Origin of the sequence: Pseudomonas sp. CDFA 610, assembly GCF_021147865.1 — a bacterium.
GTDB lineage: Bacteria > Pseudomonadota > Gammaproteobacteria > Pseudomonadales > Pseudomonadaceae > Aquipseudomonas > Aquipseudomonas alliivorans.
This window is the reverse complement of record NZ_JAGTPM010000001.1, coordinates 369,910-396,053: the sequence shown is the minus strand read 5'-3', so window position 1 is coordinate 396,053 and position 26,144 is coordinate 369,910. Positions and strand designations below refer to the sequence as shown.

General features: G+C 60.4%; 23 protein-coding genes and 1 pseudogene. 8 read left to right on the top strand and 16 right to left on the bottom strand.

Annotated elements, in window-relative coordinates; genetic code table 11:
* Positions 1 to 9: 9 nt before the first annotated feature.
* The 6 genes from KDX39_RS01800 to KDX39_RS01775 all read right to left on the bottom strand — a co-directional run bounded on the left by KDX39_RS01800 (position 10) and on the right by KDX39_RS01775 (position 5,410).
* A complete protein-coding gene (locus KDX39_RS01800; RefSeq protein WP_231659141.1) occupies positions 10 to 1,326 on the bottom strand; it encodes a type II and III secretion system protein family protein in 1,317 nt (438 codons plus the stop codon).
* Positions 1,323 to 3,467 (bottom strand): type III secretion system export apparatus subunit SctV, encoded by a 2,145-nt coding sequence (sctV, locus tag KDX39_RS01795; RefSeq protein ID WP_231659140.1) that lies wholly within the window; start codon positions 3,465 to 3,467, stop codon positions 1,323 to 1,325. The genes KDX39_RS01800 and sctV overlap by 4 nt, the downstream gene beginning before the upstream one ends.
* Positions 3,464 to 3,802 carry a tetratricopeptide repeat protein gene (locus tag KDX39_RS01790; protein ID WP_231659132.1) on the bottom strand — a complete coding sequence of 113 codons (339 nt, stop codon included), beginning with the start codon at positions 3,800 to 3,802 and terminating at the stop codon, positions 3,464 to 3,466. Before KDX39_RS01790 ends, sctV begins: the two co-directional genes overlap by 4 nt.
* Complete coding sequence (locus KDX39_RS01785; RefSeq protein WP_231659130.1) at positions 3,799 to 4,158, bottom strand: hypothetical protein; 360 nt, start codon at positions 4,156 to 4,158, stop codon at positions 3,799 to 3,801. The genes KDX39_RS01790 and KDX39_RS01785 overlap by 4 nt, the downstream gene beginning before the upstream one ends.
* Positions 4,155 to 5,126 (bottom strand): SctD/MshK family protein, encoded by a 972-nt coding sequence (locus tag KDX39_RS01780; protein ID WP_231659128.1) that lies wholly within the window; start codon positions 5,124 to 5,126, stop codon positions 4,155 to 4,157. Before KDX39_RS01780 ends, KDX39_RS01785 begins: the two co-directional genes overlap by 4 nt.
* Positions 5,127 to 5,248: 122 nt before the next feature.
* The gene (locus KDX39_RS01775; RefSeq protein WP_003377029.1) at positions 5,249 to 5,410 is read right to left on the bottom strand and encodes a hypothetical protein; all 162 of its coding nucleotides are present in this window, start codon (positions 5,408 to 5,410) and stop codon (positions 5,249 to 5,251) included.
* Between the two features lie 598 nt (positions 5,411 to 6,008).
* Here KDX39_RS01775 and KDX39_RS01770 point away from each other — a divergent pair.
* Positions 6,009 to 9,488, top strand: a complete 3,480-nt coding sequence (locus tag KDX39_RS01770) for a hypothetical protein (RefSeq protein ID WP_231659126.1) — start codon at positions 6,009 to 6,011, stop codon at positions 9,486 to 9,488.
* Positions 9,489 to 9,548: 60 nt separating this feature from the next.
* On the opposite strand, the gene KDX39_RS01765 is transcribed toward KDX39_RS01770, so the two are convergent.
* A complete protein-coding gene (locus KDX39_RS01765) occupies positions 9,549 to 9,974 on the bottom strand; it encodes a VOC family protein (protein WP_025994032.1) in 426 nt (141 codons plus the stop codon).
* 134 nt (positions 9,975 to 10,108) lie between these two features.
* Between KDX39_RS01765 and KDX39_RS01760 the strand changes: the two are divergent.
* A pseudogene (locus KDX39_RS01760) lies at positions 10,109 to 10,957 on the top strand (LysR family transcriptional regulator); the annotation flags it as partial.
* 586 nt (positions 10,958 to 11,543) lie between these two features.
* On the opposite strand, the gene KDX39_RS01755 reads toward KDX39_RS01760, so the two are convergent.
* The 5 genes from KDX39_RS01755 to KDX39_RS01735 all read right to left on the bottom strand — a co-directional run bounded on the left by KDX39_RS01755 (position 11,544) and on the right by KDX39_RS01735 (position 14,305).
* Complete coding sequence (locus KDX39_RS01755; protein ID WP_231659124.1) at positions 11,544 to 11,975, bottom strand: DNA methylase; 432 nt, start codon at positions 11,973 to 11,975, stop codon at positions 11,544 to 11,546.
* A gap of 5 nt (positions 11,976 to 11,980) precedes the next feature.
* Positions 11,981 to 12,130 (bottom strand): hypothetical protein, encoded by a 150-nt coding sequence (locus KDX39_RS01750; RefSeq protein ID WP_184322921.1) that lies wholly within the window; start codon positions 12,128 to 12,130, stop codon positions 11,981 to 11,983.
* Positions 12,131 to 12,269: 139 nt separating this feature from the next.
* Positions 12,270 to 13,061: a CAP domain-containing protein gene (locus KDX39_RS01745; protein ID WP_231659349.1), complete on the bottom strand. Its 792-nt coding sequence runs from the start codon at positions 13,059 to 13,061 to the stop codon at positions 12,270 to 12,272.
* 201 nt (positions 13,062 to 13,262) lie between these two features.
* Positions 13,263 to 13,505, bottom strand: a complete 243-nt coding sequence (locus KDX39_RS01740) for a hypothetical protein (protein ID WP_231659122.1) — start codon at positions 13,503 to 13,505, stop codon at positions 13,263 to 13,265.
* Positions 13,506 to 13,561: 56 nt separating this feature from the next.
* Positions 13,562 to 14,305 carry a hypothetical protein gene (locus KDX39_RS01735; RefSeq protein WP_231659120.1) on the bottom strand — a complete coding sequence of 248 codons (744 nt, stop codon included), beginning with the start codon at positions 14,303 to 14,305 and terminating at the stop codon, positions 13,562 to 13,564.
* An 11-nt stretch (positions 14,306 to 14,316) separates the two neighbouring features.
* On the opposite strand from KDX39_RS01735, the gene KDX39_RS01730 reads away from it, so the two are divergent.
* Both KDX39_RS01730 and KDX39_RS01725 read left to right on the top strand, forming a co-directional pair.
* Entirely contained in the window at positions 14,317 to 14,493 is a 177-nt protein-coding gene (locus KDX39_RS01730; RefSeq protein WP_231659119.1) for a hypothetical protein, read from the top strand.
* A 177-nt stretch (positions 14,494 to 14,670) separates the two neighbouring features.
* The gene (locus tag KDX39_RS01725; protein ID WP_231659117.1) at positions 14,671 to 15,987 is read left to right on the top strand and encodes an APC family permease; all 1,317 of its coding nucleotides are present in this window, start codon (positions 14,671 to 14,673) and stop codon (positions 15,985 to 15,987) included.
* Here the strand turns inward: KDX39_RS01725 and KDX39_RS01720 are convergent.
* The 4 genes from KDX39_RS01720 to KDX39_RS01705 form a co-directional block, all read right to left on the bottom strand.
* A complete protein-coding gene (locus KDX39_RS01720; RefSeq protein ID WP_231659116.1) occupies positions 15,977 to 19,057 on the bottom strand; it encodes an efflux RND transporter permease subunit in 3,081 nt (1,026 codons plus the stop codon). The two genes, KDX39_RS01725 and KDX39_RS01720, sit on opposite strands and share 11 nt — an antisense overlap.
* 3 nt (positions 19,058 to 19,060) lie before the next feature.
* The gene (locus tag KDX39_RS01715) at positions 19,061 to 20,152 is read right to left on the bottom strand and encodes an efflux RND transporter periplasmic adaptor subunit (RefSeq protein ID WP_231659114.1); all 1,092 of its coding nucleotides are present in this window, start codon (positions 20,150 to 20,152) and stop codon (positions 19,061 to 19,063) included.
* Positions 20,145 to 21,611 carry an efflux transporter outer membrane subunit gene (locus KDX39_RS01710; protein WP_231659111.1) on the bottom strand — a complete coding sequence of 489 codons (1,467 nt, stop codon included), beginning with the start codon at positions 21,609 to 21,611 and terminating at the stop codon, positions 20,145 to 20,147. The genes KDX39_RS01715 and KDX39_RS01710 overlap by 8 nt, the downstream gene beginning before the upstream one ends.
* Positions 21,612 to 21,746: 135 nt before the next feature.
* On the bottom strand, positions 21,747 to 22,475 hold the full coding sequence (locus tag KDX39_RS01705; RefSeq protein ID WP_231659110.1) for a nitroreductase family protein: 729 nt from the start codon (positions 22,473 to 22,475) through the stop codon (positions 21,747 to 21,749).
* A gap of 95 nt (positions 22,476 to 22,570) precedes the next feature.
* On the opposite strand from KDX39_RS01705, the gene KDX39_RS01700 reads away from it, so the two are divergent.
* The 4 genes from KDX39_RS01700 (at position 22,571) to KDX39_RS01685 (ending at position 26,135) form a co-directional block, all read left to right on the top strand.
* Positions 22,571 to 23,215: a TetR/AcrR family transcriptional regulator gene (locus KDX39_RS01700; RefSeq protein WP_231659105.1), complete on the top strand. Its 645-nt coding sequence runs from the start codon at positions 22,571 to 22,573 to the stop codon at positions 23,213 to 23,215.
* A gap of 77 nt (positions 23,216 to 23,292) precedes the next feature.
* The gene (locus KDX39_RS01695) at positions 23,293 to 24,072 is read left to right on the top strand and encodes a MipA/OmpV family protein (protein ID WP_231659104.1); all 780 of its coding nucleotides are present in this window, start codon (positions 23,293 to 23,295) and stop codon (positions 24,070 to 24,072) included.
* Positions 24,073 to 24,120: 48 nt separating this feature from the next.
* Entirely contained in the window at positions 24,121 to 24,822 is a 702-nt protein-coding gene (locus tag KDX39_RS01690) for a response regulator transcription factor (RefSeq protein WP_231659102.1), read from the top strand.
* Entirely contained in the window at positions 24,819 to 26,135 is a 1,317-nt protein-coding gene (locus tag KDX39_RS01685) for a sensor histidine kinase (RefSeq protein ID WP_231659101.1), read from the top strand. The genes KDX39_RS01690 and KDX39_RS01685 overlap by 4 nt, the downstream gene beginning before the upstream one ends.
* Positions 26,136 to 26,144 lie beyond the last annotated feature (9 nt).

Sequence of the window (26,144 nt, the reverse complement as noted above, 5' to 3'; positions counted from 1 at the left end):
CTGCTCCTGTCAGTTCATGTAGAAGCCGAATGCGCCACCGGTGCGCGGGCTGGCGGATGCCGTCGCTGCGGCGCGCTGCTTGTCCAGCGGCGTAGCGACCACGCGTTCCTTGACGGGCTCGACCAGGTACGGCGTGATCAGAATGACCAGCTCGGTTTCATTGCGCTGAAACCGCTTGGATCGAAACAGATTGCCCAGAATCGGCATGTCACCGAGCATCGGCACCTTTTCCATGTCCTGGCTGCTCTCACGCTGGAACAGTCCGGCGATGGCAAAAGTCTGGCCGCTGCCGACTTCGACCCGGGTGTCTGCGCGGCGTACGCGAAACGACGGCACTTGATAGCCGTTGACGTCCAGCGTCGTGGTGCTCATCAGACTGCTGACTTCCGGGCGTACCTGCAGCGCGATTCGCCCGTTGGGCAACAGCGTGGGGCTGAACAGCAGTGAAACCCCGTACGGTTTGTATTCGATCCCCACCACTTCGCGGTTGACCGGCACTGGAACGGCCACCTCGCCACCGGCCAGAAAACTGGCAGTCTGTCCGGTCATTGCCGTAATGTTCGGTTCGGCGAGCACTTCAAGGACACCGTTGCTTTGCAGTGCTTCCAGCATCGCGTCGATGTTGACGTTGCCCGAGGCCAGTCCCGCGCTGATGACATTCGAGGCGCCGCCCGCCGCACCGCTCGCAAGACCGCCACCGGTCAGCAGACCGAAGGAGAACGTGCCGTTGTTGAACAGCGCGTTCCAGTTCACGCCATAGCGCAGCAGCTCGGAGCGCGAGACTTCGGCGAAACGCACCCGAATATTGACCTGCGCAGAGCCCGCATAGGTGGCGCTGTTGATCGTCGATTGAAAGTTCTGCCCTTCGGTGCTCAACAGCGCATTGAGGTCGGTGGCCTCGCCCACATCCTGCACCCCACCGTCGGCCACCAGACGATTGCCGGTGGCTTTGATACGCGTCTGGCTCTGCGGATGAAGCGCCTTGAGCGGCCGTGAGACGGCCGAGGTGCCGCTGTTGATCGACAGGCTCAGTGTCGCGGTTTCCTGTCCTTCAGCGTCCAGGGCAATCAGACTGGTTTCCCCGGCTGCCTTGCCGAATACGTAAATCACGCCGGGCGATACCACCTGCAAATCGGCGATAGTCGGTTCGGCTACCATTACCGAATCCACGGGCGTCGAAAAATGCAACACCCGGCCTTCACCGATTCCCAGATCGATCGTGCCCTTGGCACCTTTGCCGATGTTCTCGGCACTGGCATGGCTGCTCAGAAGCAGCACGCCAAGGCTGAAGAAAAACGTACGCAGTGCAGCTACTGTAAAAGTCATGAGGCAGTCGCCAATGAAGAAACGGAACCGGACCCTGAGGCCGTACGCGTATTGATATCGGTCAGGCTGAGGGTGCCGACCGCCTGAAGGTTGTATTCACCCGCCAGCTCCCTGAACGACAGCACGGCCAACTGCAGCTCGCCCCGAACGATCATGCGACGGATGCCCCGACGCAGTTCGGGGTGCACCAGCAGCACGGTGGAGTCGTTTTCCGGCAACAGGTCACACAAGCGGCGCACTTGCACGAGCAGGGTGCGGGCAATGTCGTCAGGCACCGAATCACGCCCCTTGTCCAGGCGGCTGATAGCTGCGCGCAACTGCTCCTCCAGCGCCGGCGCCAGGACGAACGCGCTGATGACTCGATTGCGGTCGGCGTACTGATGACTGATCTGCCGCGCCAGTCCGGCGCGGAGATGTTCGGTGAGGCGTCCGGCGTCGGATTCGCGGCTCCCCCATTCCACCATCGCCTCAAGCAGGCCTCGGCGATTGCGGATGGAAACGCCTTCGGCCACCAGCAGACGCAGCGCTTCGGCCACCCTTTGCAACGGCAGGATGCGCAACACCTCTTTGATCAGCTCACCGTATTTGCCTTCCAGTTGCTCCAGCATCACGCGGGTTTCCTGGATCCCCAGAAAGTCGGCAGCGTAGCGGCGCAGTGTGCGATCAAGGACCTCACGTAACACCTCGTCGGCAAACAGAAAGCCGATACCGGCCTCCTGCAACTGACTGGCATGCTCGCGCTCAACCCAAAAACCCGAACGTTCACTGATCGGTGACGGCGCCTCGCGGGGCTCGACAGCGAGCAGCTGCGCGTGCACGGGGTCGTCCTGCAGAAGCAGCCATTGGCCATCGAACTCGCCCTCGCAGACGGGCACGCCTTCCAGCTCGACCTGAAAACGGTCGGAGGACATCGAACGATCCAGATAAACCTCAGGCACCGGCACATCAATGCCAAGGTCGGCCCGAATCTCGTGGCACAGCGCTTCGATCCGTTGCCGCAGCGGCTGCAATGGCGCCGCATGAGCCAGACCATCTCCGACGCTCAGCAGCACACGGCTGTCCAAGGGACGTTCGAATGTTTCCAGCACTTCGGGCACGTCTGGCTCGGCCGCCGGTTCATCTTCCGCCGGATCGACTGCAGACACGGACGCGTCGGTTCTGGAACGACGCCAGAGCACCACTGCACTGCCGCCCAACACCGCCGACAGCCCGACGAACACCAGCAACGGAAACCCCGGCAACAGCCCGACACCCAGCAGAATCAGCGCGGTCAGCCCCAATGCACGATGACTGGCGCCCAGTTGCCGGACGATTTCCGTCCCCAGGTCGCGCTCCTCGCCGTCACTGTTGACCCGTGTCACCACCGTGCCGGCAGCCACCGAAATCAACAGTGCCGGAATCTGCGCGATCAGACCGTCGCCGACAGTCAGCAACGAATAGGTATGGGCGGCTTCGGCAAAAGGCATTCCGCGCTCGACCATGCCGATCATCATTCCGCCCAACAGGTTGACGAACAGGATCACGAGCCCCGCGATGGCGTCGCCCTTGACGAATTTCATCGCCCCGTCCATGGCACCGAACATCTGGCTTTCACGCTCCAGACGCGAGCGGCGGCGACGCGCCTCGGCCTGATCGATATCGCCATTGCGCAGATCGTTATCGATGCTCATCTGCTTGCCGGGCATGGCGTCCAGAGTGAAGCGCGCAGCCACTTCGGCGACCCGCTCGGCACCTTTGGTGATGACCACGAACTGCGCCACGGTAATGATCAAAAACACCACCAGCCCGACCACCACTTGACCGGCGATCACGAAATCGCCGAAGGCCTTGACGATATGACCGGCATTGCCATCCAGCAGAATCAGGCGTGTCGTGGTGATCGACAAGGACAGCCGAAACAAGGTGCTGAGCAGAATCAGCGGCGGCAATGCCGAAAACTCCACCGAATGGTTGATGTAGAAGGCGACGATCAGAATCAGCAGACTGAGCGCGATGTTCACCCCGATCAGCGCATCGACCAGATAGGTCGGCAGCGGAATGATCATCATGGCGATGGCCATCAGCATGAACGCGACGATGATCACGTCGGTGCGCTTTGAAGCGATCTGCGCCAGCCGATTGAGACGATTCATGAACGTCATTGCTCATCCCTCCGGGCGCTCAGGTAGCGTCTGAAGCACTGACGGGCTTCGTCCCTGTTTCCGGCTTTCCACAAGGCACGACTGCGCAACAGCAGCAAGGCCGCGCTCTCGCCCTGATAGCTCACCAGTCGATCAAGCGCTGCCAGCGCCCTGCTGGTATCACCGCTGCTGGTGAAGGCCAGCACCAGGCTGTGAAGCAGACCGGTGTCGGCCGGTGCCAGCTGGATGGCAATCAACAGCATCACCAGCGCCCGCTGCGGTTGACCGCAGCGACGATAGAGATCGCCAAGCCCCTTGAGCAGCTCGACGCATTCACGATCCTGACTCGTGCTCATGGCTGCACCTGCGCGCGTTGCTGTTCAAGTAACAGGCGGATATCGATTTCCTCACGGATCACGTCTTCAGCCAGCGCCCGGATATCCGGTTCGGCATCCAGCGCAGGCAAGACTTCGTCGAGCAGGTAACGCAGGGTCTGGAGCGAGCGCACGGTGCCGAACAGCTCGCTGCTGGCAGCAGCGGCCTGATCGGTCTGCTCCAGCTCACCACGCAGCGAACGGCGTACCTTTCTTTCGCGCTGGTCGAGCAACGCTTCGAATCGCGGTGCCTGGCGTGGCGATACCGGGGCGACGCGTTCAACGGCCGGCAGCGGCTCGCCAGGGGACGGAAGTACGGGGCGCAGGTCGACTTTCATAACGTAAACACAAACCGTTCCTGACCACGCACCAGGCGTACCTGATCATCGGCAATGCCTTCCAGGGTCCAGTTGTCCTGCAGCGCTGCACCGGGATAGACACGCTTGCCGTGTTCGTCGATCACGTAGGGATCCGGACCGAACCAGACGGCCTGAAAACGTACGCGAGGCTTGGCCACCGAGGCTGCGAGCTGCACCTTGGGGGTCAATACGATGTGTTGGCCAAACTGGCTGTCGAAAGCACGCTGGACCTGAAGCCAGCTGCTTTTCTGTTCCGGGGAATAGGTGCCTTCCACACCGAGCTGTCCGCCAGGACCTGTGCCGTTGTGGCTGACAAGGTGCAACTGTTGAAGGCCAGCCTCTTTCAACGCCTGCTCCAGCCAGCCTTGCGCCTGAACGAGCGTCGGGGCCGGGGCGGCTTCAGGCAACGGTGTCTGACGGGGGGCTACTGCGCTTGCGCGCATGGCATCTTCGCGCGGCGCATGCAGCGCAAACGCGGTCGCGCAAATCAGCAACAGCGCCAGCGCAGCGGCGAGCGCCCAGACCAGAGGGAAACGCGTGTTCGCAACAGCGGAGGCGACTGCTTGCAGCCGGTCCGCACGCAGACACAGCCGGGCCTGACCCAGCTCCAATTCCACTGGCAGGCGGACTCGCTGACCGGTGCCTGCCGTCAGTACCGTACGCTGGCCGCTGGCATGAATGAACGCGACGTCACCGCCGCAGGCTTCGATGGCTACCCGGTCGAGATCCGTCTGGTCAACGGCAAACACCAGGCGCACATGCTGAGCGGCGATATCGGCGTCACTCAGGATAAGGTCGGCAGGCGCGGCGCTGCCGATGCTATAGCCAGGCTTGTCCAGAGCCAGTGAAACGCCCTTGTGCAAACCTTGAAGAATTTCGAGCACACACGTGCTGTGGCCGGGCGCCGCGGTATCGGGCGTCGACTTGAATGAAATCAGGGCTGTCATGATCGAGTCACCACCGTGTGATTTACCGGAAACGGCACGTCAGAGCCGGGTAAAACCGTCGATCGCAAGACTTTTCGTGAAGAGAAGATGCGGGCAGCGGCGATGCTGCCCGCATGACAACGTCAGTTCTGCGGACGTTGCTTGGTCGCGTCCAGCTCTGCTTTTTTGGCGGTGGAGATTTCGGTGATCTTGGCCGACTTCTCGATAGCCATATCAAAGGTGGCGGACATTTTTTCGATCGCTGCGTCAGAGTTGCCGGAGCTTACGGGTGGAGTAGAACTCATGTTGTTTCTCCTTGCTTCGAGGGAAGTTGTACCTGCCGACAGGCAAGCCAAAAAGCGGTAACCGGACACTCTTGCGCACTACAGCGCAATACATAGTTGGCGACTGCGCCACTAGGAAGTTTGCTGTCCGACCCCATGAATACTACGCAGCGCTTATTGAGCAGTGCTGTGAAAAGTTGTGAATTTGCAAAAACAGCCCCAAACAAAAATATATCGGACAAGTAATATCAAAGTGATACTTATCGTGAGCAATTATATTTTTTGGAGAAATTGAACTTTACACCGAACACCGGCAGTTCAAAGCGTGCAGCATGGAGACCGGCCTGGCGGGCCTCAAGACGCTTTAAAGCCTGTTGTGAAATGTTGTGAAAATGCACTTCGCAACCCTTATAGGACACGCGGCAATGTTAGTGTCATGCAAGTAACACCCTGCACTACCGCAATGGCCCGCTATTGAATGACGGCACAATTCAATGACCCGCTCACGCTCGAAAGTGTATGTCGCCCGAAGGGTCGAGACGGCTCTGTGTCAGTGGGCAACTCAACGCGCGGCCCGTTTCGGGACGAAGTCCAACCGTTACAACAGGAGTCATATGGTATGTCGACACCCACGATAGGTCAGACACCCGGCCCTCTTCCCTCGGCAACGCCAGGCTTCAATGCCAAGGCCCGTTTCACACAGTTGTTGCAGACCAGTAACCGCAATGGCGCCCAGTACCGCCCGGCCAGCACCAACGATAAAGCGCCCGCGTTGAATGACTACACCTCCATTGAAAAGCCAGGCACGGTGGCGGCCGACACAGTGCGCTACGTCACTCAGAATGGCGACCACGTACTGGTCAGCAAATCCACAAGCCCGGCGCTTTACAAACAGGTGGTCGAAGATCAGCCGCGCGTGGCCGGTTTCAAGGCCAGCGTCCAGGCCGGCTACGTGCTGGCCAACGCGGACGCCGCAGCACCCGAGACGCTGAGCGGCTACTCACGCATCGGTCCTCCGGACGAAAGCGGGCCAGGCCTTATTCGTTACGAGGCGGCCGATGGCAGCAAGGTCATTGTGTCGCAACAGCAGAGTCCCGAGCTGTTCAAGCAGGTAGCGTCTGACTTCAAGGCCCTGTCTGGCGTGGGCAGCAGCCAGCGCGAAGGCTATCGCGTAGCCGGAGCTGATGAAAAACCGCCCGAGAAACTGGGTGATTTCGCCGTGGTCGGTCCGGTGGATGAGGTCGGTCCCGGCGTGATGCGCTACGTGGACCGCGAAGGCAACAAGGTCGTCGTGGCGCAGCGTGACAACCCTGAACTGTACAAGGCTGCCAAGGATGCATTCACCAGCCTGACCGGTTTGAGCAAAAGCGAAGGCGAGGGCTATCGCAGAGCCGGTGACAACGAAGTGTGGCCGCCTGTGTTCGGCACCACCGTCGGGCCCCTGAATGAAGCGGGTCCAGGCACCATCCGTTACGAACACAATGGCGAAAAGGTCGTGGTTGCGCGTGACGATAATCCAAAGCTGTTCGACTACCTGGCGGCCTTGCAAACCGTCGTGTCCGATCCGGAAAAAAGAACGGCGCTGGAAACGGCTGTCAACGAGGGGCAACTTCTGGCAGACGGCAACACCCCGATCCCGAAACTGGGCGACATCACCGAGTTCACTTGGGTGACCGGCCAGGAAGGCAGCCAGATAAGCTACAAGAATCAGGCGGGCGAGCGGATTGTCGTCTCCGAAGCCCTGACGCCCGAGCTGTTCGAAAAGGTCAGTACGCTCAATGACGCGTGGACGAACATTCACAGCAGTGAAGCGGAAGGTTACAAACTGGCTGGTCCGAACGACTTCCTGAAAAACAAAGACATTGTCATAGGCTCGCCGGACGAACTGGGCGACGGCCTGATCCGGTTCGCCAATGGTGATGACAAGTTCATCGTGTCACAGGACCAGAGCCCGCAACTGTACGACGATGTCGTGGCGAAATGGAACGAGCTGGGTACGGGCAACATCGGAGAGACGCGCACCCGTCACAACTTGCCTCCCGCTGCCGAACTGGACCTGATGGGCCAGAAAACCGGGGTGAAGGCCGATAAGGACGATGAAAATTCCCCCGAGCTGAATGTGGGCGAACTGGCGACCAAAGAGCTGCTGGATCAGTACCGCGAGGGTGTCAAGAACGGCGACATCGCCAAGGATGATCCGCGCGCCAAGCTGGTGAGAGCCATCGAAGCGCAGGCCGCCTATGACAACGGTCGCGGGCTGACAGGTTACGAAGAGGCGCAAGGCGCATTCGGTGGCACCTGGCGGGAATTCGACAGCAAGCAGACTCAACTGAGTTCGGCGGACATGCACGACATCATCGATGGCGGCAAACTGCAGGAACAGCTGACGACGCTGTTCTCTGATCCGACCGTGCAGCAGGATTACCAGACCAAGATGACCGACGCGCTCGGCAAAGTGCCCGACAAGGACGCCATCAAGCAAAAGCTGATCGACCTGACTGCCAATCCCGATTACGTGCTGTACCTCAAGGACCTCAAGGCACAGGGACTTGGACAGGAAGCCCAGAAGGACCTGAGCGACACCCTGTCATCGCTGGCACTGGTTGACCCCGAGGCTGCCAGCAAAGCGGCGCAGTCGATTCAGGCAGATGGTCTCACCAGTGATCTCAATGACCTGGTCGCCGACCCGTCGAAAATCAGTGACGAAAACAACGCGCTGGCCACCAAGGATCTGTTCGGCCTGCTCAAGGGCGAACTCAAGGGCATTCTGGTTGACCTGCCCCGCCACCTTCAGCCAACGTTCGAAAAATTCATCCAGGAAGGCGTCGTCGGCAACGCCAAGACCGAGGACATCGCCAAGGCGCTCAAGGAAGTCGGCAAGGCTTATCAGGAAAAGGGCTCAGTGAGCGAGGCCGACATCAAGACCTCGCTGTCCAAGCCTTACATCCCCGTAGCGGATCGCGGCAAACTCGGAGAGATCTTCAACACCCTCAACAGTAAAGGCGTCATGGGCTCGGTTGCTGCAGGCGTATCACTGTTTTCGGCCATTTACCAAATGGTGGGTAAAGGGGGAAAACTGGGCGAAACGCCCCTTCAGCGTCTGAGCATCGCGAAGGACTTCATCAGTTTTGCAGGCGGCGCCAGCCATTTCGTCAAACTGGCCGACAAGGTGGGCGACCTGATGGGCAAAGGCGGCCTGGTCGATCTGCTGGGTCTGGACAAGACCGTTCCGGAAATCTGGGGCAAGTCGGACATGAAGCCGCCCAAAGTCGAAGTCAGCCCCAGTGGCCTGAGTGCCGAGCGGCTCGCCGAGATACGCTCCGCGCTGGACATCACCGACAACCAGCGCATGGACCTGATAGGCGACCTGACCGGCAATGCGCAGGCCGAGCACAAGGCCGTTGAAGGAATCTCTCAGCGACTGGACAGCGAGGTCAAGCTCAAGCCGGGTGTCTCGGCCAAGATTGCAGGCTCAGTCGTCAAAGTGCTGGGGCCGGCAACGGATCTGGCTGGCGGTTTTGCCGACATCGTGCTCGGCGCCTTCACCATCAAGGATGGGGTCAAGTCCGGTGACAAGCTGGCGCAGGCAGCCGGAGGCCTGCAGATCGCGGGCGGCGCGTTCGGGGCGTCGGCCGGGGTGCTGGGCACCGCAGCGCTGGTTGGCGCAGGCGGAGCAGCGGCCAGCGCACTGGCCGGACCTTTCTTTCTGGTCGGTGTGGTCGTCGCCGTGGTCGGCGGGATCATCGGTTACTTCGTCGACCACAACAAGAAACAGAAAGCGTCCGAGAAGGAAAATGACTGGTATCGCGAACTGGCCGCCGATGGACTGTTGCAGGCCGACTGGGGCGACAAGGTGGAATACGCGCATTACTCGATCCACCATTATCGCGAACGCGAAGCGCCCGAAGACGACAGCCTGTTCCGCTTCCAGCGCGCCGAGTGGGAACATTTCGACGAAACGCCGCAGAAGAAAGGGTCGTCCAGCAACCGTCTGGATGAAACGCTGCACGTGGAGTACGGTGAGCCCCACAAATCACCGGACGCCCAGAAGCGTGACGATTTGAGAAACGCTCCGCGCTGGAGCGGTTCGAAAGTCTGATCCGCGTTTTAGCTGAGTTGCAACCCGAAAGCCGCTTTCCTGAAAGCGGCTTTCTGCCGTTTACTTGGCAAACAACTGGCTCATGTCCTTGAAGGCCTTGAACTCCAGCGCGTTACCGCACGGATCGAACAGGAACATGGTGGCCTGCTCGCCGACCTGCCCTTTGAAGCGAATGTAAGGTTCGATCACAAATTGCGTGCCCAGCGACCTCAGGCGCTCGGCCAGCGCTTCCCATTGCTCCCAGTGCAGGATGATGCCGAAATGCGGAACCGGCACGTCGTGCCCGTCTACTGCATTGCTGTGGACGTGTTCCTGCGACGATGTTTTCGGGTGTTCGTGGATCACCAACTGGTGCCCGTAGAAATCGAAGTCGACCCACTGCTCGCTGGAGCGACCTTCAGCCAGGCCAAACACTTCGCCATAAAAACTGCGCGCAGCAGCAAGGTCATACACAGGTATCGCCAGATGGAAAGGTGAAAGGCTCATTGCAGGCTCCGGGCTCAGGTCTGTTGGACAGGACGTCGACGCGTCCTTGTTGGTAACGCCGGACCCATCATATGCACAGGGACTCAACACTAAAATCAATATATATTTCTCGAATACACAAAAGAGATTTATCAATGATTCGCGAGCTCAAGACCTTGGTAGCCGTTGCACAGGCCGGAACCTTCGCCGCGGCAGGCAACCGAATCGGCCTGACCCAGGCGGCCGTCAGTGCGCAAATGCAGCGCCTGGAAGCGGAACTGGGCTTTGCGCTGTTCGAGCGCAAGGGGCGTTCGGCGCAACTGAATCGCATGGGTCACCAGACCTTGCTGCAGGCGCAGGAACTGATCCGGCTCTACCACAATCTGGGGTCATCTCCTGCCGGTCAGCCCGCCGTGCTGCACCTCACGATCGGTGCCATTGCCTCTATGCAGTGCTCGCTGCTACCGGACGCGCTGGCGGCCTTTCACCGTTTGTGGCCGCAATGCCGGACGCGGGTCATTCCGGGCGTTTCCATGAATCTGGTCAATCAGGTGGATGCAGGCGAAATCGATCTGGCGGCGATCATCCGACCGCCCTTCTCGCTGCAAAGCGATTTGCGCTGGACCAGTCTTGCGCAGGAACCCTACCGCCTGATCGTACCGGCTGAAATACCGGGCGAGGACTGGATGCAACTGCTCTCGTCACACCCCCTCATTCGTTATGACCGTTCTTCGTTTGGCGGCCGTCAGGTAGATCGCTTCCTGCGCAAGCTGCCGTTCAGCGTCCGGGAGGTTTGCGAACTGGATGAACTGGAGGCCATTATCAAACTGGTCGCCCGTGGCCTGGGTGTGGCGCTCATACCACAAACGGCCAGTCACCATCCGTGGCCTGAAGGTATCCGGGCGCTGGACCTTGGCGAGCAGACCTTTCATCGAGACGTGGGCCTGGTGCACCGCGACCGGCAGAGCCTCAACGAGCCAACCACCACGCTGATCGATCTTCTTCAACGACCCGCCTGTTGCGCCGTGACTGACAGCGGTCAGGCAGATGAGATTGAAAAAGATCGAACTCGCCGTTTCGTCGCCCTCTCCAAGGAAGACAATCATCAGCGAGGAATAAACATGAGTAATGACCGCGCGAAACCTCAAGACAAGGCTTCGCAAGACCAGCCGTACACCCCCACCGTCGACCAGTCCGGCGAACCTGTCGAGGTCGTGCGCAGGGACATCGACAATCAGGATTCACCTGCCGAAGGGGTAGACAAGGTCATCACCCCGACCTCCAACCGCGAAAAGGAACAGGACGCCGAGACCCTCAAGGAAAAGAATCGCGAAGTCGAGGACAAGCTGGCCGGGCGGGAGTAAAGGGCAAAAACGTGACCTGAGCCGCGCGTCTGGTTCGCTGTACCCACAGTCTGTGCCATTTGCAACGCACCGCGTCCCGGCGTACGCAAGGGCAAATCAGCCCGCGAGCAGCCCTTGCAGCGTCAACGCATCCCCCACTGCCGAACCGCTGACGGTATTGCCGAACAGTCACCAGGGCACTACGCCCTCCTCGACAGAACGGCGCAGTAGCCGACAAGGAACGGGCTCAATACAACAGCCTCGCGGCCTCGCGCACGAAGATTTCCAAGGTCTTGGGGCCTACGCCATCAAACGCCAGCAAGCGCTTCTCGAAATCCGCCCGGTCATCACTGGCCTCGTAAAGGTCGAGAAGCTTGCCGCCGTATTCCTCGTTGAGTTTACTGGCCAGGGCCAGCAGCCGTTCGGCAGTGGACTCGTCATAGCGCACGTAATGCGCCTGCCCCAGCATGCCGACCAGTTCACGATGCGTACAGCTTGCCAGCCTGCGAGGCGTATCACGCCCCTTGTGCTCGACGATCACCCGGTAGGCTTCGCAGGCGATCTGGGCCTGGATCCTTTTGCCCATCAGAAAACTGGCGATCAGCCATTTGAACAGGGATTTCTCCTTGTCCTCGCTGAAGTCGATCTGCAAGTCTGAGGCAGTCACGGGCAGGGTCATGAGGATTATTTGCTCTGCCCGGATTTGCCCTGCTGCATCTGCACCGACGACTTGCTGCCGTCGGTGTTGTCGCGGGTCTCGTTACCCGAGTTGTCGAAGCAGCCGTGCAGGGCCAACAGACAGAAAAAACCCAGGCAGATCGCTGGCTTGCTCATGTGAATACTCCTGATCACTTCATTGCATTGAAAGGCCGCGACGGGTGAAACGTCACGCCTTCCCTTGCAGACAGTCAGGCTGCCTGAACGGTTTGTTCAGTCCGTCCCACGGCACGACCAGCGGTAGCGATATTCGGTATCAAGGCCCACCGAACAGCATGGTCCAGTAAACGCCATAGTCGGTCTGTGCGCCGGTCGCATACGCCACCCCGACCTCGGTAAACATCGGGTTCATGAGGTTCGCGCAGTGTCCGGGGCTTGCCAGCCAACTGGCCATGGCCTTGCTGGCCGTATTTTGCCCGGCCGCAATGTTCTCGCCGATTTGCCGACCGCTGTAGCCCGCCGCACGCGCCCGGTCAGCGGGCGAGTCCCCATCGAAACCGCGGTGCTGAAAGTAGTTTTCGCTGGCCATCGATTGGCTGTGGCCCTGAGCAGCCAGTTCCAGCGTGGCGTTCCAGACCACAGGCCATGCCGCTGCAAATGGCCGTTTGCCGCACATCCGGGGTTTGGAACGCACTTCATTGATTTGTGCGAGCAGCAGCTTGCCCGCCGAACGGGTGTCGCTCAGCTTGCTGTCGATCAACGGGCGGGCCAGCACGATGCGCCAGTCGTTGCGCTCTCGAGTGATACCGATGTCAGCGTACTGAGCATCCAGCAATGCGCCACAGTAGCGCGCCTTGAGCATACCGAACGCTTCGTTGGCATCCTGCGCGCCTGCCAGACGAATAGTGCGCACGGTCACCGCCTGATAGCCCGCTGCCTTCAAGGCATCGCGGGAACTGCCGTTGAAGACGATGGGCAGCGTGACGCCATCGTTCAATGCCAATGGACGAGCCGCCTTTGGGGTTCGCGCCTCACAGCGTTGCGGCTGCGCCCGATAGGCATTGATGCTCTGGACCAACTGCTGTTCATTACTGGCCATCGCAGGCATAGCAAACACGGACGCGAACGAAATCAGGCAGAGCCGGACAGGCCACGGGAAACGGAGGTACTTTCGCATGATCGGCACGGGCTCTGGAGGACGGGAAACACCTGAAAGGCAAGAACTGGCCGGCAGGCCGCAGCTCTTTTTTCAGGGCTCGAATAGGACTGTGCGACGGACACATGGTTCATGCCGGCACAGCGCCACAGCCTAGAGTTTTCCGATTTCCCCCGTCGCCTCGCCCAGACTGGCCAGCGTCTGCTCGATCTCCAGCACAGCGTGATCCAGCTTGACGAACAACTGCTGCAACGCCTCCAGGTCATCGACCGTCTGATGGCCGCGCAGATGCGCCACCCGCTCAAGCTCGCTGCGCTCAAGGCCTCGAATGTCGTCGCGCAATCGCTCCAGCGTTACCCGGACGGCCTCAAACCGCTCATGACGTGCATGCTTCACTTTGCAACTCCCATCATCGGAAGGTTTTCGGTTTCCGGCTCACACCGTGCAGAAATTCAGAGCACGGATCCGGGATGCCATCCCAGCTGACGCCTGATAATCCGACGATAGGGCGTGTCGATCTGCTCGGGAATCCGCTCGATATAATCGCGCGCATGCTTGAGCGTTTCGCCGGTCAGCCCCGAGAGGTACGCCACCGTATCCTCGACCGAAGGGACGCGGCCTTCGATGCCGTCGAACCGGGGCGGCAATGCCGTCCAGATAACGGCGTTGATCCGCCGGTTCCACGCCCACTCCATCAAGGCCCCGACCGGCTTGCGCGAAACCAGCAGACTGGCAACCGCACCTTCGCGCTGCTCGGGGATCTGCTCACGGTCACGCAATGCCGCACAGGCCTCCTCGACGCTCGGCACCGCCAGCAACGCCCAGCACACCTTGACGGGCGGCGCGTTCAAACAAATGGCGGTAGACAACTCGCCCCCGTCCGCCACTCGCGAAAACTCGATCGGCAGCGCGGGACCGTCCCCGTACCACTCACCCGCCAGTGCAAGCGAACCCGGCTCCCAGATCAATGACCCCCAGCCCAGGCATGCAATATTCAACGTCCAGCCCTCACAGATTCGTCCGGATACCGCAACTGTGACAACGCACCTGGCCAATTCTCTCTTACATGACCGAGGTTTCACCTCATGAGACCGCCTGTCAGGACTGAAGATCATCGCTTTGAATTTACCGTTTGAATCAAGATCTTTTTTCAGACAGGCACCAGCCAGGTCCACTTGGTGCCAGCTTTCGGCCATGGGAGCCCTGAATGAAGGAATTGATGACAGCGCTCACTGTGCGAAAACGGGATGCAAAACAGTCGCTGACGAACGATAACGCCAGCGAAGTGAAACAGATTTTCCGGCTGATCGTGCGGGAGCTTCGCCCGGACGCCCCACGCAGGCGCTTGCTGGAACGCTGCCGCAAGCGGCGCAACGAAGACTGAGCCCTGAACATTCCGTCGCACGTTCATCATGGCATCGCTTCAGAACTGAGGCAGACCGCCCCTTGGCCTTCGATCAGGGCTCCTGGCCAAAAGTCAGAACCCACCACCACTGCAAAGCTCTGAACCTCATAACGCTGAACCTCATACGCCGCAGCCACTGAAAGGAATCACGCCCTCATGGTCAGTCACGAAAAAGCGTCACTACGACGCGCGATCACCGCTCCGATGTTGATGCTGTTCATCCTTGGCGACGTGCTCGGCGCTGGCGTCTACGCGCTGGCAGGCACCATCGCCGGACGCGTGGGCGGAGCCATTTGGGCGCCCTTGCTGATCGCACTGTGTTTTGCCCTGCTGACGGCAGCGTCCTACGCGGAACTGGTCACCAAGTACCCTCGGGCGGGCGGCGCTGCGGTGTATGCCGAAAAAGCCTTTGGCAAACCCCTGTTGTCCTTTCTGGTGGGCTTCTCGATGATCGCAGCAGGCGTCACCAGCGCAGCAGGACTGGCCGTTGCGTTCGCCGGTGACTATCTGCAAGCGCTGATCAGCGTGCCTCCGCAATGGGTCTGTGTCGGGTTTCTGGTGATCGTTGGATTATTGAATGCGCGAGGCATCAAGGAGTCGTTGGGAGCCAACCTGCTGATGACCACCATCGAACTGAGCGGACTGGTCATGGTGATCGCTGCTGCTGCCTGGTTCGTCGGTCAGGGTCAGGGCGTCCCGCAAAGGGTGTTCGAACTGGACACGGCCTCCCCTGCCACGGCCATTCTGGCGGCATCGTTGCTGGCCTTTTATTCCTTCGTCGGCTTCGAAACTTCCGCCAACCTGGCTGAGGAAATCAAGGATGTGCGCAAGGTCTATCCCCGCGCCCTGTTCGGTGCTCTGTTGATCGCAGGCGCTGTGTATGTATTGGTGGGTGTTGGCGCAGCCATGGTATTGCCGGTGGATCAGTTGAAGGACTCGCAGGCACCGCTGCTGGATGTCGTCAAGGCGTCGGGCCTGGGGATTCCGTCACCCTGGTTTGCGTTGATCGCGCTGATCGCGGTCGCCAATGGCGCGTTGTTGACGATGATCATGGCCAGCCGGCTGACCTTCGGCATGGCGCGCGAAGGGCTGCTGCCTGCGCTTCTGGGCAGTGTGCTGCCGCGTCGACGCACACCCGGCGTTGCCATTCTGGTCACCACAGGGGTCGCTATCGCGCTGTCGTTCACCAGCACCCTGACCACCCTCGCCGAAACGGTGGTGCTGCTGTTGCTGTTCGTATTCCTCAGCGTCAATGTGGCCGTGCTGGTGCTCAAGCGTGACAAGGTCGAGCCTGCGCACTTTCAGGTGCATGGGGTGATTCCCGTCCTTGGGATACTGTCCTGTCTGTTGCTGTTGACTCAGCAAGGACCGGAAACATGGCTGCGGGCCGGGGTCATGCTGGTAGTCGGTGCGGTGCTGTATGGCCTGACCCGGCTGGGCAGACCACAGGCGGCTTCACACCTCAGTGAGTAGACTCGCCACGGCGAGCAGGGGCGCGACTGAACCATCGGTGCAGCAAGCGCTCCAGGTCGTCGATATAAGTAAAGGCGACAGGCACGACCAGCAGGCTCAGCGCGGTCGAGGTCATCAACCCGCCGATCACCGCAATCGCCATGGGCTGTCGGAAACTCGCGTCAGCCCCCAGCCCCAAGGCAATCGGCATCATCCCCGCGATCATTGCAAGGGTGGTCATGATGATCGGACGAACACGCTTGTGGCAGGCATTGATCAGGGCATCCACCACTGAAAGGCCCTGTTTCTTGATGCCCATCACCGAATACTCGACCAGTAGAATCGAATTCTTGGTGACGATGCCCATCAGCATCACCAGACCGATCAGGGACGGCAGGCTCAGCATGCCTCGGGTAAGCAGCAACGCGACAAAGGCGCCGCCCACCGACAGCGGAATGGCAAACAGAATAGTCAACGGCTGGAAGAAATCGCTGAACAGCAGCACCAGCACCACGTAGACACAAACCAGGCCAATGATGATGGCCATGCCGAACCCGCCCATCAGCTCGGCCATGATCTCTGCGTCGCCTGTCTCGATCAGTCTGACGCTGGACGGCATCGACCGGATGGCCGGCAAGGATCGGGCGATAGCCAGTGCCTGGCCGAGCGGCATGTGGCTCAGGTCGGCGCTGACATTGGCATAGCGACGTCGGTCATAGCGGTCGATCTGGGTCGGGCCGCTTTCCACGCTCAGATCCGCGACGCTCGACAGAGGAACCAGCCCGTCCCGGCCACGGACCCGAAGACCGGCAATGGTGTCCAGATCCTGCCGCGCAAGTTGTGGAATACGCACTTGGATCGATATCTGACGGTTATCCAGATTCAGCTTGGCCATCTGCGCATCGAAGTCGCCATTGGTTGCGATGCGCAACGTTTCGCCGATGGTCGCCGTGGTGACGCCACGCTCGGCTGCCTGGCGGGCGTCCGGTCGAACCACGATTTCCGGGCGCTCCAGACTTGCGGTCGAGGTGATGTTGGCGAGGCCCGGTACATCACGCAATTCACGCTCCAGCGCCTGCGCCGTCGCCTTGAGTGCCGCCGGATCATCACTGGAAAGGATCAGCGCCATCTTCTCACCCAGACCACCCGTGCCCAACGAGAACCGCGCACCCGGCACGTCATGCAACATCGTGCGTATCCGGTTTTCGATATCGGTCTGGCCGGCACGCGTCCCACGGGCAGACAGTACCAGAGTCATCGTGGCGCGGCGCAACTCAGCCGCCTGGGTCCGTCCTTGCCCGGCAGACTGAGACACCCCTACCGTGCTGAACACATGCTCAATGCCCGGAATGTCCTGGATGGCACGACTCACCGCCTCGACCGTCGACTGGGTCGCCGCCAGACTGCTGCCCGGAGGCAGTTCCACGTTGATATTGCTGTATCCCTTATCGGACGCTGGAATCAAGCCTGTCTCCAAAAGCGGAACCATCGCTATCGACGCGACAAACACCAACAGGGTGGCCGCCAGGGTCAGGCCACGATGCTTCAGGCACCAGCGCACCCAACCCAGATAGCGCGTCATCAGCGCACCATCGGGCGCTTCCTGCTTGCCTTCATGGGTCTTGAGCAGATAAGCCGCCATCATTGGCGTGAGTATCCGCGCCACCAGAAGCGAGGACAGCACCGCCACCACCGCCGTCCAGCCAAACTGCTTGAAGAACAGGCCGGGGACGCCACTCATCATCGCGGTGGGCAGGAACACCACCACCAGCGTCATGGTGGTCGCCATGACAGCCAGAGCAATTTCAGTCACGGCGTCACCCGCCGCCTGTTTGATGGGTTTGCCCATGCGACTGTGCCGCTCGATGTTCTCGATCTCGACAATGGCATCGTCTACCAGAATGCCGACGATGACTGCCAGAGCGAGCAGCGTCAGGGTATTGAGCGAGTAACCGAGCCAGTTCATGACCAGAAACGTCGGCAATACCGACAAGGGTAACGCCGATGCAGAGATCAGCGTGGCGCGCCAGTCACGCAAAAACCACCAGACCACCAGAACGGCCAGCAACGCCCCTTCGTACAGCATGTGCATAGAGCCTTCGTATTGCTCGCGAGTGTAGTCGACGGTGCCGGAGACCTTGGTAAAACCGAGGCTCGGGTCAGCGGACCGAAGCTGGTCGAGCGCTTGCATCACGTCTGCCACGACGCGCGTCTCATCGAACCCCTTGGCGCGGAATAACCGAAAGCCGACTACCGGCTTGCCATCGAGTGTTGCGATCTGGGTGCGATCCGCGTAGGTATCCTTGACCACCGCCACCTGATCCAGATTCACGCGTCGGCCATTGCTCAGCACCACGGGAAGGCTATTGAGCTCGTCCGCCTGCCTTATGGTGGCGATGGTCCGCAAAGCCTGCTCGCCCCCGCCCATTTGCCCTCGCCCGCCAGACGACTCCTGCTCGACGCTCTTCAATGCACGTGAGACTTCCGCAGCGGTCGCGCCCTGTGCAGCGAGGCTTGCGGGATCGACTTCCACCCGCACCTGGCGCTGCACACCGCCGACGCGCTCGAACTTACCGATGCCCGGCACGCTCAATATCGTCTTGCTCAACGTGTCGTCGACAAACCACGAAAGCGCCTCTTCATCAATGCGCGAAGAAGACACCGCATACAGCAACGTCGCCTCATCACTGCCAACACGAACTGCGCTGATGGAGGGCTGTTCCAGATCGCTGGGCAGGTCGGATCGCACGCGGTCTACGGCATCCTTGGCCTCGATCAGGGCATCGGAGAGCTTCTTTTCCAGGATGAACTCAACGTTGATGGTGACCAGCCCGTCAACGATGGAGGTGCTGACGTGCTTGATACCGGACAGCGTCGCCAGGGAGTTCTCGACCTTGCGCGCCACCTCGGTTTCCAGTTGCGCCGGAGCCGCGCCCGGCTGGGTCAGTGAAATGACCACAGTAGGCAAGTCGAGATCAGGCATGTTGGCAATGGGCAAGGCACGAAAGCTCAGGATGCCTGCCAGTGACAGCAGAATAAAAAGCAGGATCGAAGGGATGGGGTTGCGAATGGACCAGGTGGCGAAATTCATGACTTACTCCTTCCCTTGCAACGGTGCGGAAGTAACGTGGACCAGGTCACCGTCATTCAGAAAACCGGCGCCCTGCACCACCACCCTGTCGCCCGCGCTGATCCCGGAAACGATCTCCACATCGCTGATATGTCGCCTGCCGACCGTCACTACCTGCAGACTGATGCGGTTATCGTCGAGCACTTTGGGGACGTAGCTGCGGCCGTCACGAATCACTACGCTTGCCGCAGGAACGACCACTGCAGGACGCTCTGTCAGTCCGATTTTGCCTTTGGCGTACATGCCCGAACGTGCCGTACTGCCGGGTTCGATGTCCGCATAAGCCAGTCCCAGCCGGGTCTGACTGTCCAGGCTGGGGGCCAGCTCACGGACGCTGGCGGAAGCCGACGTGCCATCAGGCAATTCGAGATCGACAGGCTGGCCGGACTGCACCTGAGCCATTTGTGCCGCACTCAGTTCACCACGCCACTCCAGCCGGCTTTGACGAATCAGGCGAAATAATTCCTGTCCATTACCGTACACAGCGCCCGTTGTGGCACTGCGTGCGCTGATCACGCCATCGTCCGGTGCAATCACTCGGGCATAGCGCAGTTGCAACTGCGTGACGGTCAATTGAGCCCTGGTGACATCCGCCAGGGTTTCATACTGAAGCACGTCCTGATCACTCATGCCGCCTGTGCCTTTGAGCAGCAACGCACGCTTGCGGTTGGCATCGGCCTGAAGCCAGTTGGCCTTGAGGCGCGCTTCATCAGCGCTCAACAGATCGGCATCGAAGGTGGCGAGCAGCTGCCCCCGTGTGACGTGATCACCCACGTTGACGCGCAAGTCGACAAGCCGCAGATTTGAAACCTGAGCGCCGATCACGGCCTCTTCCCAAGGTGCAACAGAGCCACTGGCTTCGATGATTCCGGGCCAGAGAGTGTCGACCGCCGAGGCGACGGTCACGGTCAGCGCCGGAGCAGGCAGGCTGGCTGACGGGGTCGCTTCAGTCGGCCGCATATAGAGCACACCGGCGATGATCAGCATCGCGCACGGCACGATCAGGCTCAGTGACCTGCGACTGAAGAGTAAGGCCTGGATCAATAACTTATTCATGAGAAGTGGTGTCCGGGGTCAAGGTGATAGCGGTGCCCGTGGCTTTGACGAGCGCGATCCAGGCTTGTCCCTGATCGCGCAGGGCGGAAATTTCGGCATCCTGTGCAGACGCAAACTGCCGACGGCTGTCTTCCAGCTCGAACAGACTGATCGCTCCGGCTTTCCATTGGTCGTTACTGACGCTGAACGTGGTGCGAGCGGCATGGACCCCCTGCCGGGTCGAGGTGACCCGCGCCATTGCCGATGCCTGCTCGGCCAGTGCGTTCTCCACGTCCTCGACCGTGGTGCGCAACGTGCCCTGCAGGCTGGCGATGGCACGCGTGTAGCGAGCCTGGGCACTTTTCACATTTGCCGCGCCCGCCCCGCCATCGAAGAGCGGACCGGTCAGGCTCGGTCCGATGGACCACGTGTTGAAATCGAGGCTGGAACCTGCCGCACGAATCCACTGCCCACTCAGGGCCGCCGCCAGATCGATACGGGGCAATCGATCGGCACGGGCCACCGCGATATCGGCCCAGGCTGCTGCCGCTTCTCTCTCGGCTGAAACAACGTCGGGGTGAGATGCGAGAACTGTCGCGGGGAGCTCGGGCCGCACAAGGGGTGCACGCGGCATGAACATTTGCTCCATGCCCGGTCCCGTCTGCGTGATACCGACCCGCTGGCGCACCGTGTCGGCACCCTGGCCGGTCAACGTCACCAGTGCATTGACCTGACGGGCACATTGATCGATCTGGTTCGCGAGACTGGTGCGCGAAGTTGCCAGACCTGCAAGTATGCGTGCCTCATCGACAGCGCTGGCAAGCCCCATGTCCAGACGCATTCGGGTCAGCGCCAGAGTCTTTTCCCGCGAGGCAATGTCGTCCAGCCACACGCGCCGCGAGCTCTCGCAGGCACGCAGCGACAGCACGTCGTTCGCGACATCGGCAGCCAGCGTGAGGCGGGTTGACGCGGCGTCTGCCGTGCGGGCGTCCAAGTGATCCCGAGCTGCTTCCACCGACTGGCTGACCCGTCCGAACAGGTCAAGCTCCCAACTGAACGCAGGCCCTGCGGAGGCCGAGTGACTGAGCATCGTCACGCCCGGCTGAATCGGCGAAGTGTTACGACTCTTCGCCCGGGTAACACTGGCGTCCAGGTCAATGGAGGGCATCGTGGCAGCGACTTTCACGTCCAGACCCGATCTGGCTTCTTCGACACGGCTCAGCGCCTGCATCAGGGTCGGGTTGTCGGTAAACGCCGCCTCGGTCAGCGCGTCGATAGCGTCATCATGCAAAAGATGCCACCACCGCGTTTCCACGCCTGCAGGCTGGTTTCCGGGCTGACCATGCCACGCGCTCCAGGCGGTTGGCGCCGCCAGCGGGGGTGTCACATACGCTGGTTGCAGGGCACAACCGCCTGACACCAGCATCGCAGCGCCCAATGCGTGCATCTGCAGTCGCCGGTACCAGAGATAAGCGGACAAGCGCCGTCCGCGCTGGCTTGCGTCACATAGCATTCTGTAAGTCATTTGGGTAACCGAACGTAAAAGCACATCAAGCCGTAAGCCGCACGCGCGATGCTTGCGACACCGATCCGGCAACTGTCGAAGCGCACACCCTCAATGTGAAACGATCAGTTCCGATATCGGGTTGCGCCACCGATCCTCGATCCTGGCGTCGTCTGCCCTATACCCGAGCGCGATGACCAGCGGAATGACAGCACCACGCGGGATATTCAGCAGTCTGGCAACCTGTGAGGCGGAGAACCCTTCCATGGGGCAGGTATCGATCCCTTTTGCCGCGGCACCCAGCATGAGGGTCTGAGCGGCAAAGATAGCGTTGCGGGCCGCCCACTGACGGCCGCCGACAGGACCTACGGGAATCAGCGACAACGTCGGACGAAACAGCGTGGCGAGCGCGACGAGCGGTGACCACAGGACGGACGAACCGACGCCGAGAATTTTCTTGAACATGCCTATCTGCTTGCGATAGTAGGCCTTCGAGCTTTCGCCCAGTACCCGTGAGCCTTCGACATGTTCGAGCTGAGCATTGGCGGTACGCAGCCCCAGTGCGGGACTGGCAACGACCACAATGAATTCGGCTGCCGTTGCAGCGGCTTTCTGCCCGTTGCAGGCCTCCGCCATGCTGGCCTTCAACACAGGGTCGCGAATCCAGTGCAATTGATAGGGCTGCATGTTGCCACTCGAAGGTGCAAAAGCCGCTTCCGCCAGCAGCGCCTGCACATCACTTTCTGCAACAGGGGTGGCGTTGAATTTTCGGACGGCTCGACGAAAGTGATTCGCGGCCTGAAAGGCTTCCCACGCAAGTACGGGATCAGGTGTGTTCATGATTCGATTCTCGATACGTGAAGAACGTTGTGTTTTCACGACTCAAATCGTAAGTTAATACTTAGTTTTTAAAAACTCATGTTCCGGAGCACCCAATGAGCAAGAGCCGCTTTCCCGTCAAACCCAGAAAGATCCCGGCTCAGGCGCGTTCGCGCGCGACGGTCGATGCCATTATTCAAGCAGCGACTTACATTTTGACCAAGGTAGGATGGGACGGTCTGACCACCAACGCCATTGCCGAACGCGCAGGCGTCAATATCGGTTCGCTGTATCAGTTTTTCCCGAACAAAGAGGCGATCATTGCCGAGTTGCAGCGACGCCATGCCGCTGACACGCGCACTGACCTGCTTGAGGTATTGCACGTCCTGCCGGCCCAACCCTCGCTCAGAGACGCTTTGACACTGATCATCGAAATGATCGTCGCCGAACACCGCGTCGCTCCGGCACTGCACAAGGCCATCCACGAAGAACTGCCACGCACCGTTCGCCAGATGGAGGAGGACAAGGATTCGCTCCAGCGGCAATTCGCAGAAGTCTTGAGGCCGTTCATGAAGAATGTCCCTGACCCGGACCTTGCGATTTACCTGGTGGGGATTGCGGCCCACGCCATTATCCATAACGTCACTGCAGACCAGCCCGAACTGCTTGCCCAACCGGCGTTTATTTCAGAAGTTGTGACGCTGATCGAACACTATCTGCAACGGCCTGCGCCCGAACCGGATGCTGCAATCGCGACCTGATACGACGCAGCGACAAGAAAACGACAGTACCGCACGCACACTCGCCATCCCTTTCAAGCTCACCTCAGAGAACTGCGATGAAACGACTGTCCGTGCCCGCTTTTGCCGCCCTGTTATTGCCTGTTCTACCTTTCAAGGCTGCGTTTGCCGAATCCTCGAGCCTGAGCCTGGGCCTCGGTGCAGCCATCAGCGAGAGCCCTTATGCCGGGGCCGGGACGCAGGTCAATCCGTTGCCACTGATCAGGTACGACAGCGACAGCTTTTTTCTACGTGGCATCACCGGCGGCTATCACTTGGTCGACAACGGCGTGTTTTCGCTGGACGCCATTGTGTCTCTGAACATGGACGGCATCGACCGCGATGATTTCGGTCGCCGTGAACTGGCCAGAAACGGTATCGACCGGGATCTGATGGAGGACCGCGACAACGGCATTGATGCAGGTCTGGCAGCCAGCCTGCGTGGCAGCGGCGGGCAGCTCGAACTGGTCGCAAAATCCGACGTCAGCGGGACCAGCGACGGTTACTCGATGAACCTTGAATACGCGTACCCGATCAGTTGGGGCGAGACGCGCTTCAAGCCTCATATCGGCGCCACACACCTGTCCGCCAATCTGGTGGACTACTACTTCGGCACCCTGAACAAGGAAGAGCAGCGCGGCATCACCCGCTACCGGCCAGGGAGCGTCAACATTTCCTACATTGGCCTGGGCTTCTCGCAACCCATCGGCAAACAGTGGGAAGTGTCAGGCAATATCCGCTACGCCAGCCTGCCGGACGAATTGACCGACAGCCCGCTGGTGGAGAACGGGACCGACAGCTCGACGTCAATGTCCATCGGCATTTCGCGTAAGTTCTGACACCTGTCAGACTGACTCATCAACGATACAGCAGAGTTTCAGCCCCTCATGATCGAGCGTTCCCTGAGCGTGTTAATCGTCGAAGACAACCTGGCCCTGGCGGCCAACATGTTCGACTACCTTGAGGCCTGTGGTCATACGCCCGATGCAGCGCCCGACGGCAAGGCCGCCATGCGCCTGCTGCAGGAGAACGCCTACGATGTGATCGTGCTGGACTGGATGATGCCGCGCATGGACGGCATCGCCCTGCTGCGCCACCTTCGTCATGAAGTCTGCAGTCCGGTCCCGGTCATGCTGTTGACTGCCAAGGATCAATTGGACGACAAACTGGAAGGCTTCGAGTCCGGGGCGGACGATTACATCGTCAAGCCGCTGGCACTGCCTGAACTTGAGATCCGTCTGCGGGTGCTGGCAGCTCGCAGTCAGCCACGCTCCAGTGTGCGACAGACGCTGGAGGTCGGCGATCTGAGGTTCGATCTGGGCACGCAGACCATCACCCGAGCGGGAAAGCAGTTGCCCTTCTCGCCCATAAGACGAACCCTTCTGGAGGTCCTGATGCGCAACTCGCCCGACGTTGTAACGCGGACCCAGCTTGAGTCACTGGTGTGGGGGGATCGGGTGCCGGACGGCGACCTGCTGCGCTCGCACATGCACTTGCTCAGGAGGACAATCGACAGCGATTGCGCAGCCGGGGACCGACTACTGCACACGGTCTCGGGTGTCGGTTTTCGCCTGTGCGTGCTGCCATGAACGACTTCTTTGGCGGCCGCGGCAGCCTGCACCGGCTGATCAGTCTGATTCTGGTCGGTTTCGGTCTGCTGATGACGGCCGGGCTTGCGACCCAGGCCTCCATGAGTCAGGACCTTATAGACCACCCGGTCTGGAAAGAACTGTTGGAGACTTCTACACGAAACGCCCTGCGAGCAACCTCACCATCAGGCGTTCAGGACAGTGGCAGAATCCGGATCTGGAACGTATCGGGCGACGCTCATGTTCCTGACATGCCTGAGGAATTCCTGACGCTTGCGCCGGGCTTTTACAGCGAGGGTGATCTGGACAACGACTACTGGCTACCCGGCGATTCGGACTATGCCGTGCTGGTCACCGCGCTCGAATCCGGACGCATGATCGCCGCCATCGACATCAGCGATCTGGAGCATCAGCAAAACAGAATCGCACTGATCGGGGCCTTCTACCTGTTATTGAATCTGATACTGATCATCTGCGCGATCGCCTGGCTGTACGTACGCATGCGTCGCCCGGTTCAGGAACTGGCGCACCGCATGAAACAACTTGACCCGGAACGACCTGCGCAGCGCCTGCCTGTGCACTATGTTCAGCAAGAGCTTCAGGAGATCGCCAGCGGGATCAATGCGCATCTGGAACGGGTCGAGCAATTCATGGCGCGTGAGCGCAGCCTGCTGGATCAGGCCAGCCATGAGTTTCGTACCCCGATTGCCGTGATCAGCGGCGCGCTGGACGTGCTGGACCGGCAGGCGCTGCCCGCCATCGCTACACCGCCCTTGCAGCGCATGCGTGCCACGGTGGAAAACCTCACGGAGATCATGGTCGCCCTGCTCTTCCTTTCCCGCGAGCCGAAAGTGGCCAGAGCGGACGACCCCATCGAGCTGGACCGTCTCCTGCCCGAGCTGGTCAGGGATCATGAACACCTGCTGGACGGCAAACCGGTCCGGTTCTCCGTCCACATCCACGAAACCCTGACCCTGCCCGCCCCGGAAGCCATGCTGCGCATCGCCATCGGCAACCTGCTGCGCAACGCTGCCGAGAACACCTACGACGGTACCATCGCGGTCCGGCTCAAGAACGGGACTGTCAGCGTGACCGACTCCGGCGAGGGCTTCGACACCGCCGAAGCGTCTCGGCGCTACCTGAGCATGGTCAGACAGTCGACCAAAGCGGGGACCGGAAAAGGACTGGGATTATTTCTGGTGCGGCGCATCTGTGATCGTTTTCACTGGCGCCTGACGCTGGAGTCGATGCCGACGCTGGGAACACGCGCCAGTCTGGATTTCAGCATACGAGGCAACGAGAACGGCTGTTGACTCAAAAAA

Excerpts from the sequence above, each read along its gene's own strand:
- KDX39_RS01750 (WP_184322921.1), bottom strand. The coding sequence starts at position 12,130 with ATGAGCAAGCCAGCGATCTGCCTGGGTTTTTTCTGTCTGTTGGCCCTG.
- KDX39_RS01800 (WP_231659141.1), bottom strand. The coding sequence starts at position 1,326 with ATGACTTTTACAGTAGCTGCACTGCGTACGTTTTTCTTCAGCCTTGGC.
- KDX39_RS01695 (WP_231659104.1), top strand. The coding sequence starts at position 23,293 with ATGAAACGACTGTCCGTGCCCGCTTTTGCCGCCCTGTTATTGCCTGTT.
- KDX39_RS01690 (WP_231659102.1), top strand. The coding sequence starts at position 24,121 with ATGATCGAGCGTTCCCTGAGCGTGTTAATCGTCGAAGACAACCTGGCC.
- sctV (WP_231659140.1), bottom strand. The coding sequence starts at position 3,467 with ATGACGTTCATGAATCGTCTCAATCGGCTGGCGCAGATCGCTTCAAAG.
- KDX39_RS01755 (WP_231659124.1), bottom strand. The coding sequence starts at position 11,975 with ATGACCCTGCCCGTGACTGCCTCAGACTTGCAGATCGACTTCAGCGAG.
- KDX39_RS01735 (WP_231659120.1), bottom strand. The coding sequence starts at position 14,305 with ATGGCCGAAAGCTGGCACCAAGTGGACCTGGCTGGTGCCTGTCTGAAA.
- KDX39_RS01715 (WP_231659114.1), bottom strand. The coding sequence starts at position 20,152 with ATGAATAAGTTATTGATCCAGGCCTTACTCTTCAGTCGCAGGTCACTG.
- KDX39_RS01775 (WP_003377029.1), bottom strand. The coding sequence starts at position 5,410 with ATGAGTTCTACTCCACCCGTAAGCTCCGGCAACTCTGACGCAGCGATC.
- KDX39_RS01770 (WP_231659126.1), top strand. The coding sequence starts at position 6,009 with ATGTCGACACCCACGATAGGTCAGACACCCGGCCCTCTTCCCTCGGCA.
- KDX39_RS01685 (WP_231659101.1), top strand. The coding sequence starts at position 24,819 with ATGAACGACTTCTTTGGCGGCCGCGGCAGCCTGCACCGGCTGATCAGT.
- KDX39_RS01700 (WP_231659105.1), top strand. The coding sequence starts at position 22,571 with ATGAGCAAGAGCCGCTTTCCCGTCAAACCCAGAAAGATCCCGGCTCAG.
- KDX39_RS01765 (WP_025994032.1), bottom strand. The coding sequence starts at position 9,974 with ATGAGCCTTTCACCTTTCCATCTGGCGATACCTGTGTATGACCTTGCT.
- KDX39_RS01785 (WP_231659130.1), bottom strand. The coding sequence starts at position 4,158 with ATGAAAGTCGACCTGCGCCCCGTACTTCCGTCCCCTGGCGAGCCGCTG.
- KDX39_RS01730 (WP_231659119.1), top strand. The coding sequence starts at position 14,317 with ATGAAGGAATTGATGACAGCGCTCACTGTGCGAAAACGGGATGCAAAA.
- KDX39_RS01790 (WP_231659132.1), bottom strand. The coding sequence starts at position 3,802 with ATGAGCACGAGTCAGGATCGTGAATGCGTCGAGCTGCTCAAGGGGCTT.
- KDX39_RS01745 (WP_231659349.1), bottom strand. The coding sequence starts at position 13,061 with ATGCCTGCGATGGCCAGTAATGAACAGCAGTTGGTCCAGAGCATCAAT.
- KDX39_RS01720 (WP_231659116.1), bottom strand. The coding sequence starts at position 19,057 with ATGAATTTCGCCACCTGGTCCATTCGCAACCCCATCCCTTCGATCCTG.
- KDX39_RS01705 (WP_231659110.1), bottom strand. The coding sequence starts at position 22,475 with ATGAACACACCTGATCCCGTACTTGCGTGGGAAGCCTTTCAGGCCGCG.
- KDX39_RS01725 (WP_231659117.1), top strand. The coding sequence starts at position 14,671 with ATGGTCAGTCACGAAAAAGCGTCACTACGACGCGCGATCACCGCTCCG.
- KDX39_RS01780 (WP_231659128.1), bottom strand. The coding sequence starts at position 5,126 with ATGACAGCCCTGATTTCATTCAAGTCGACGCCCGATACCGCGGCGCCC.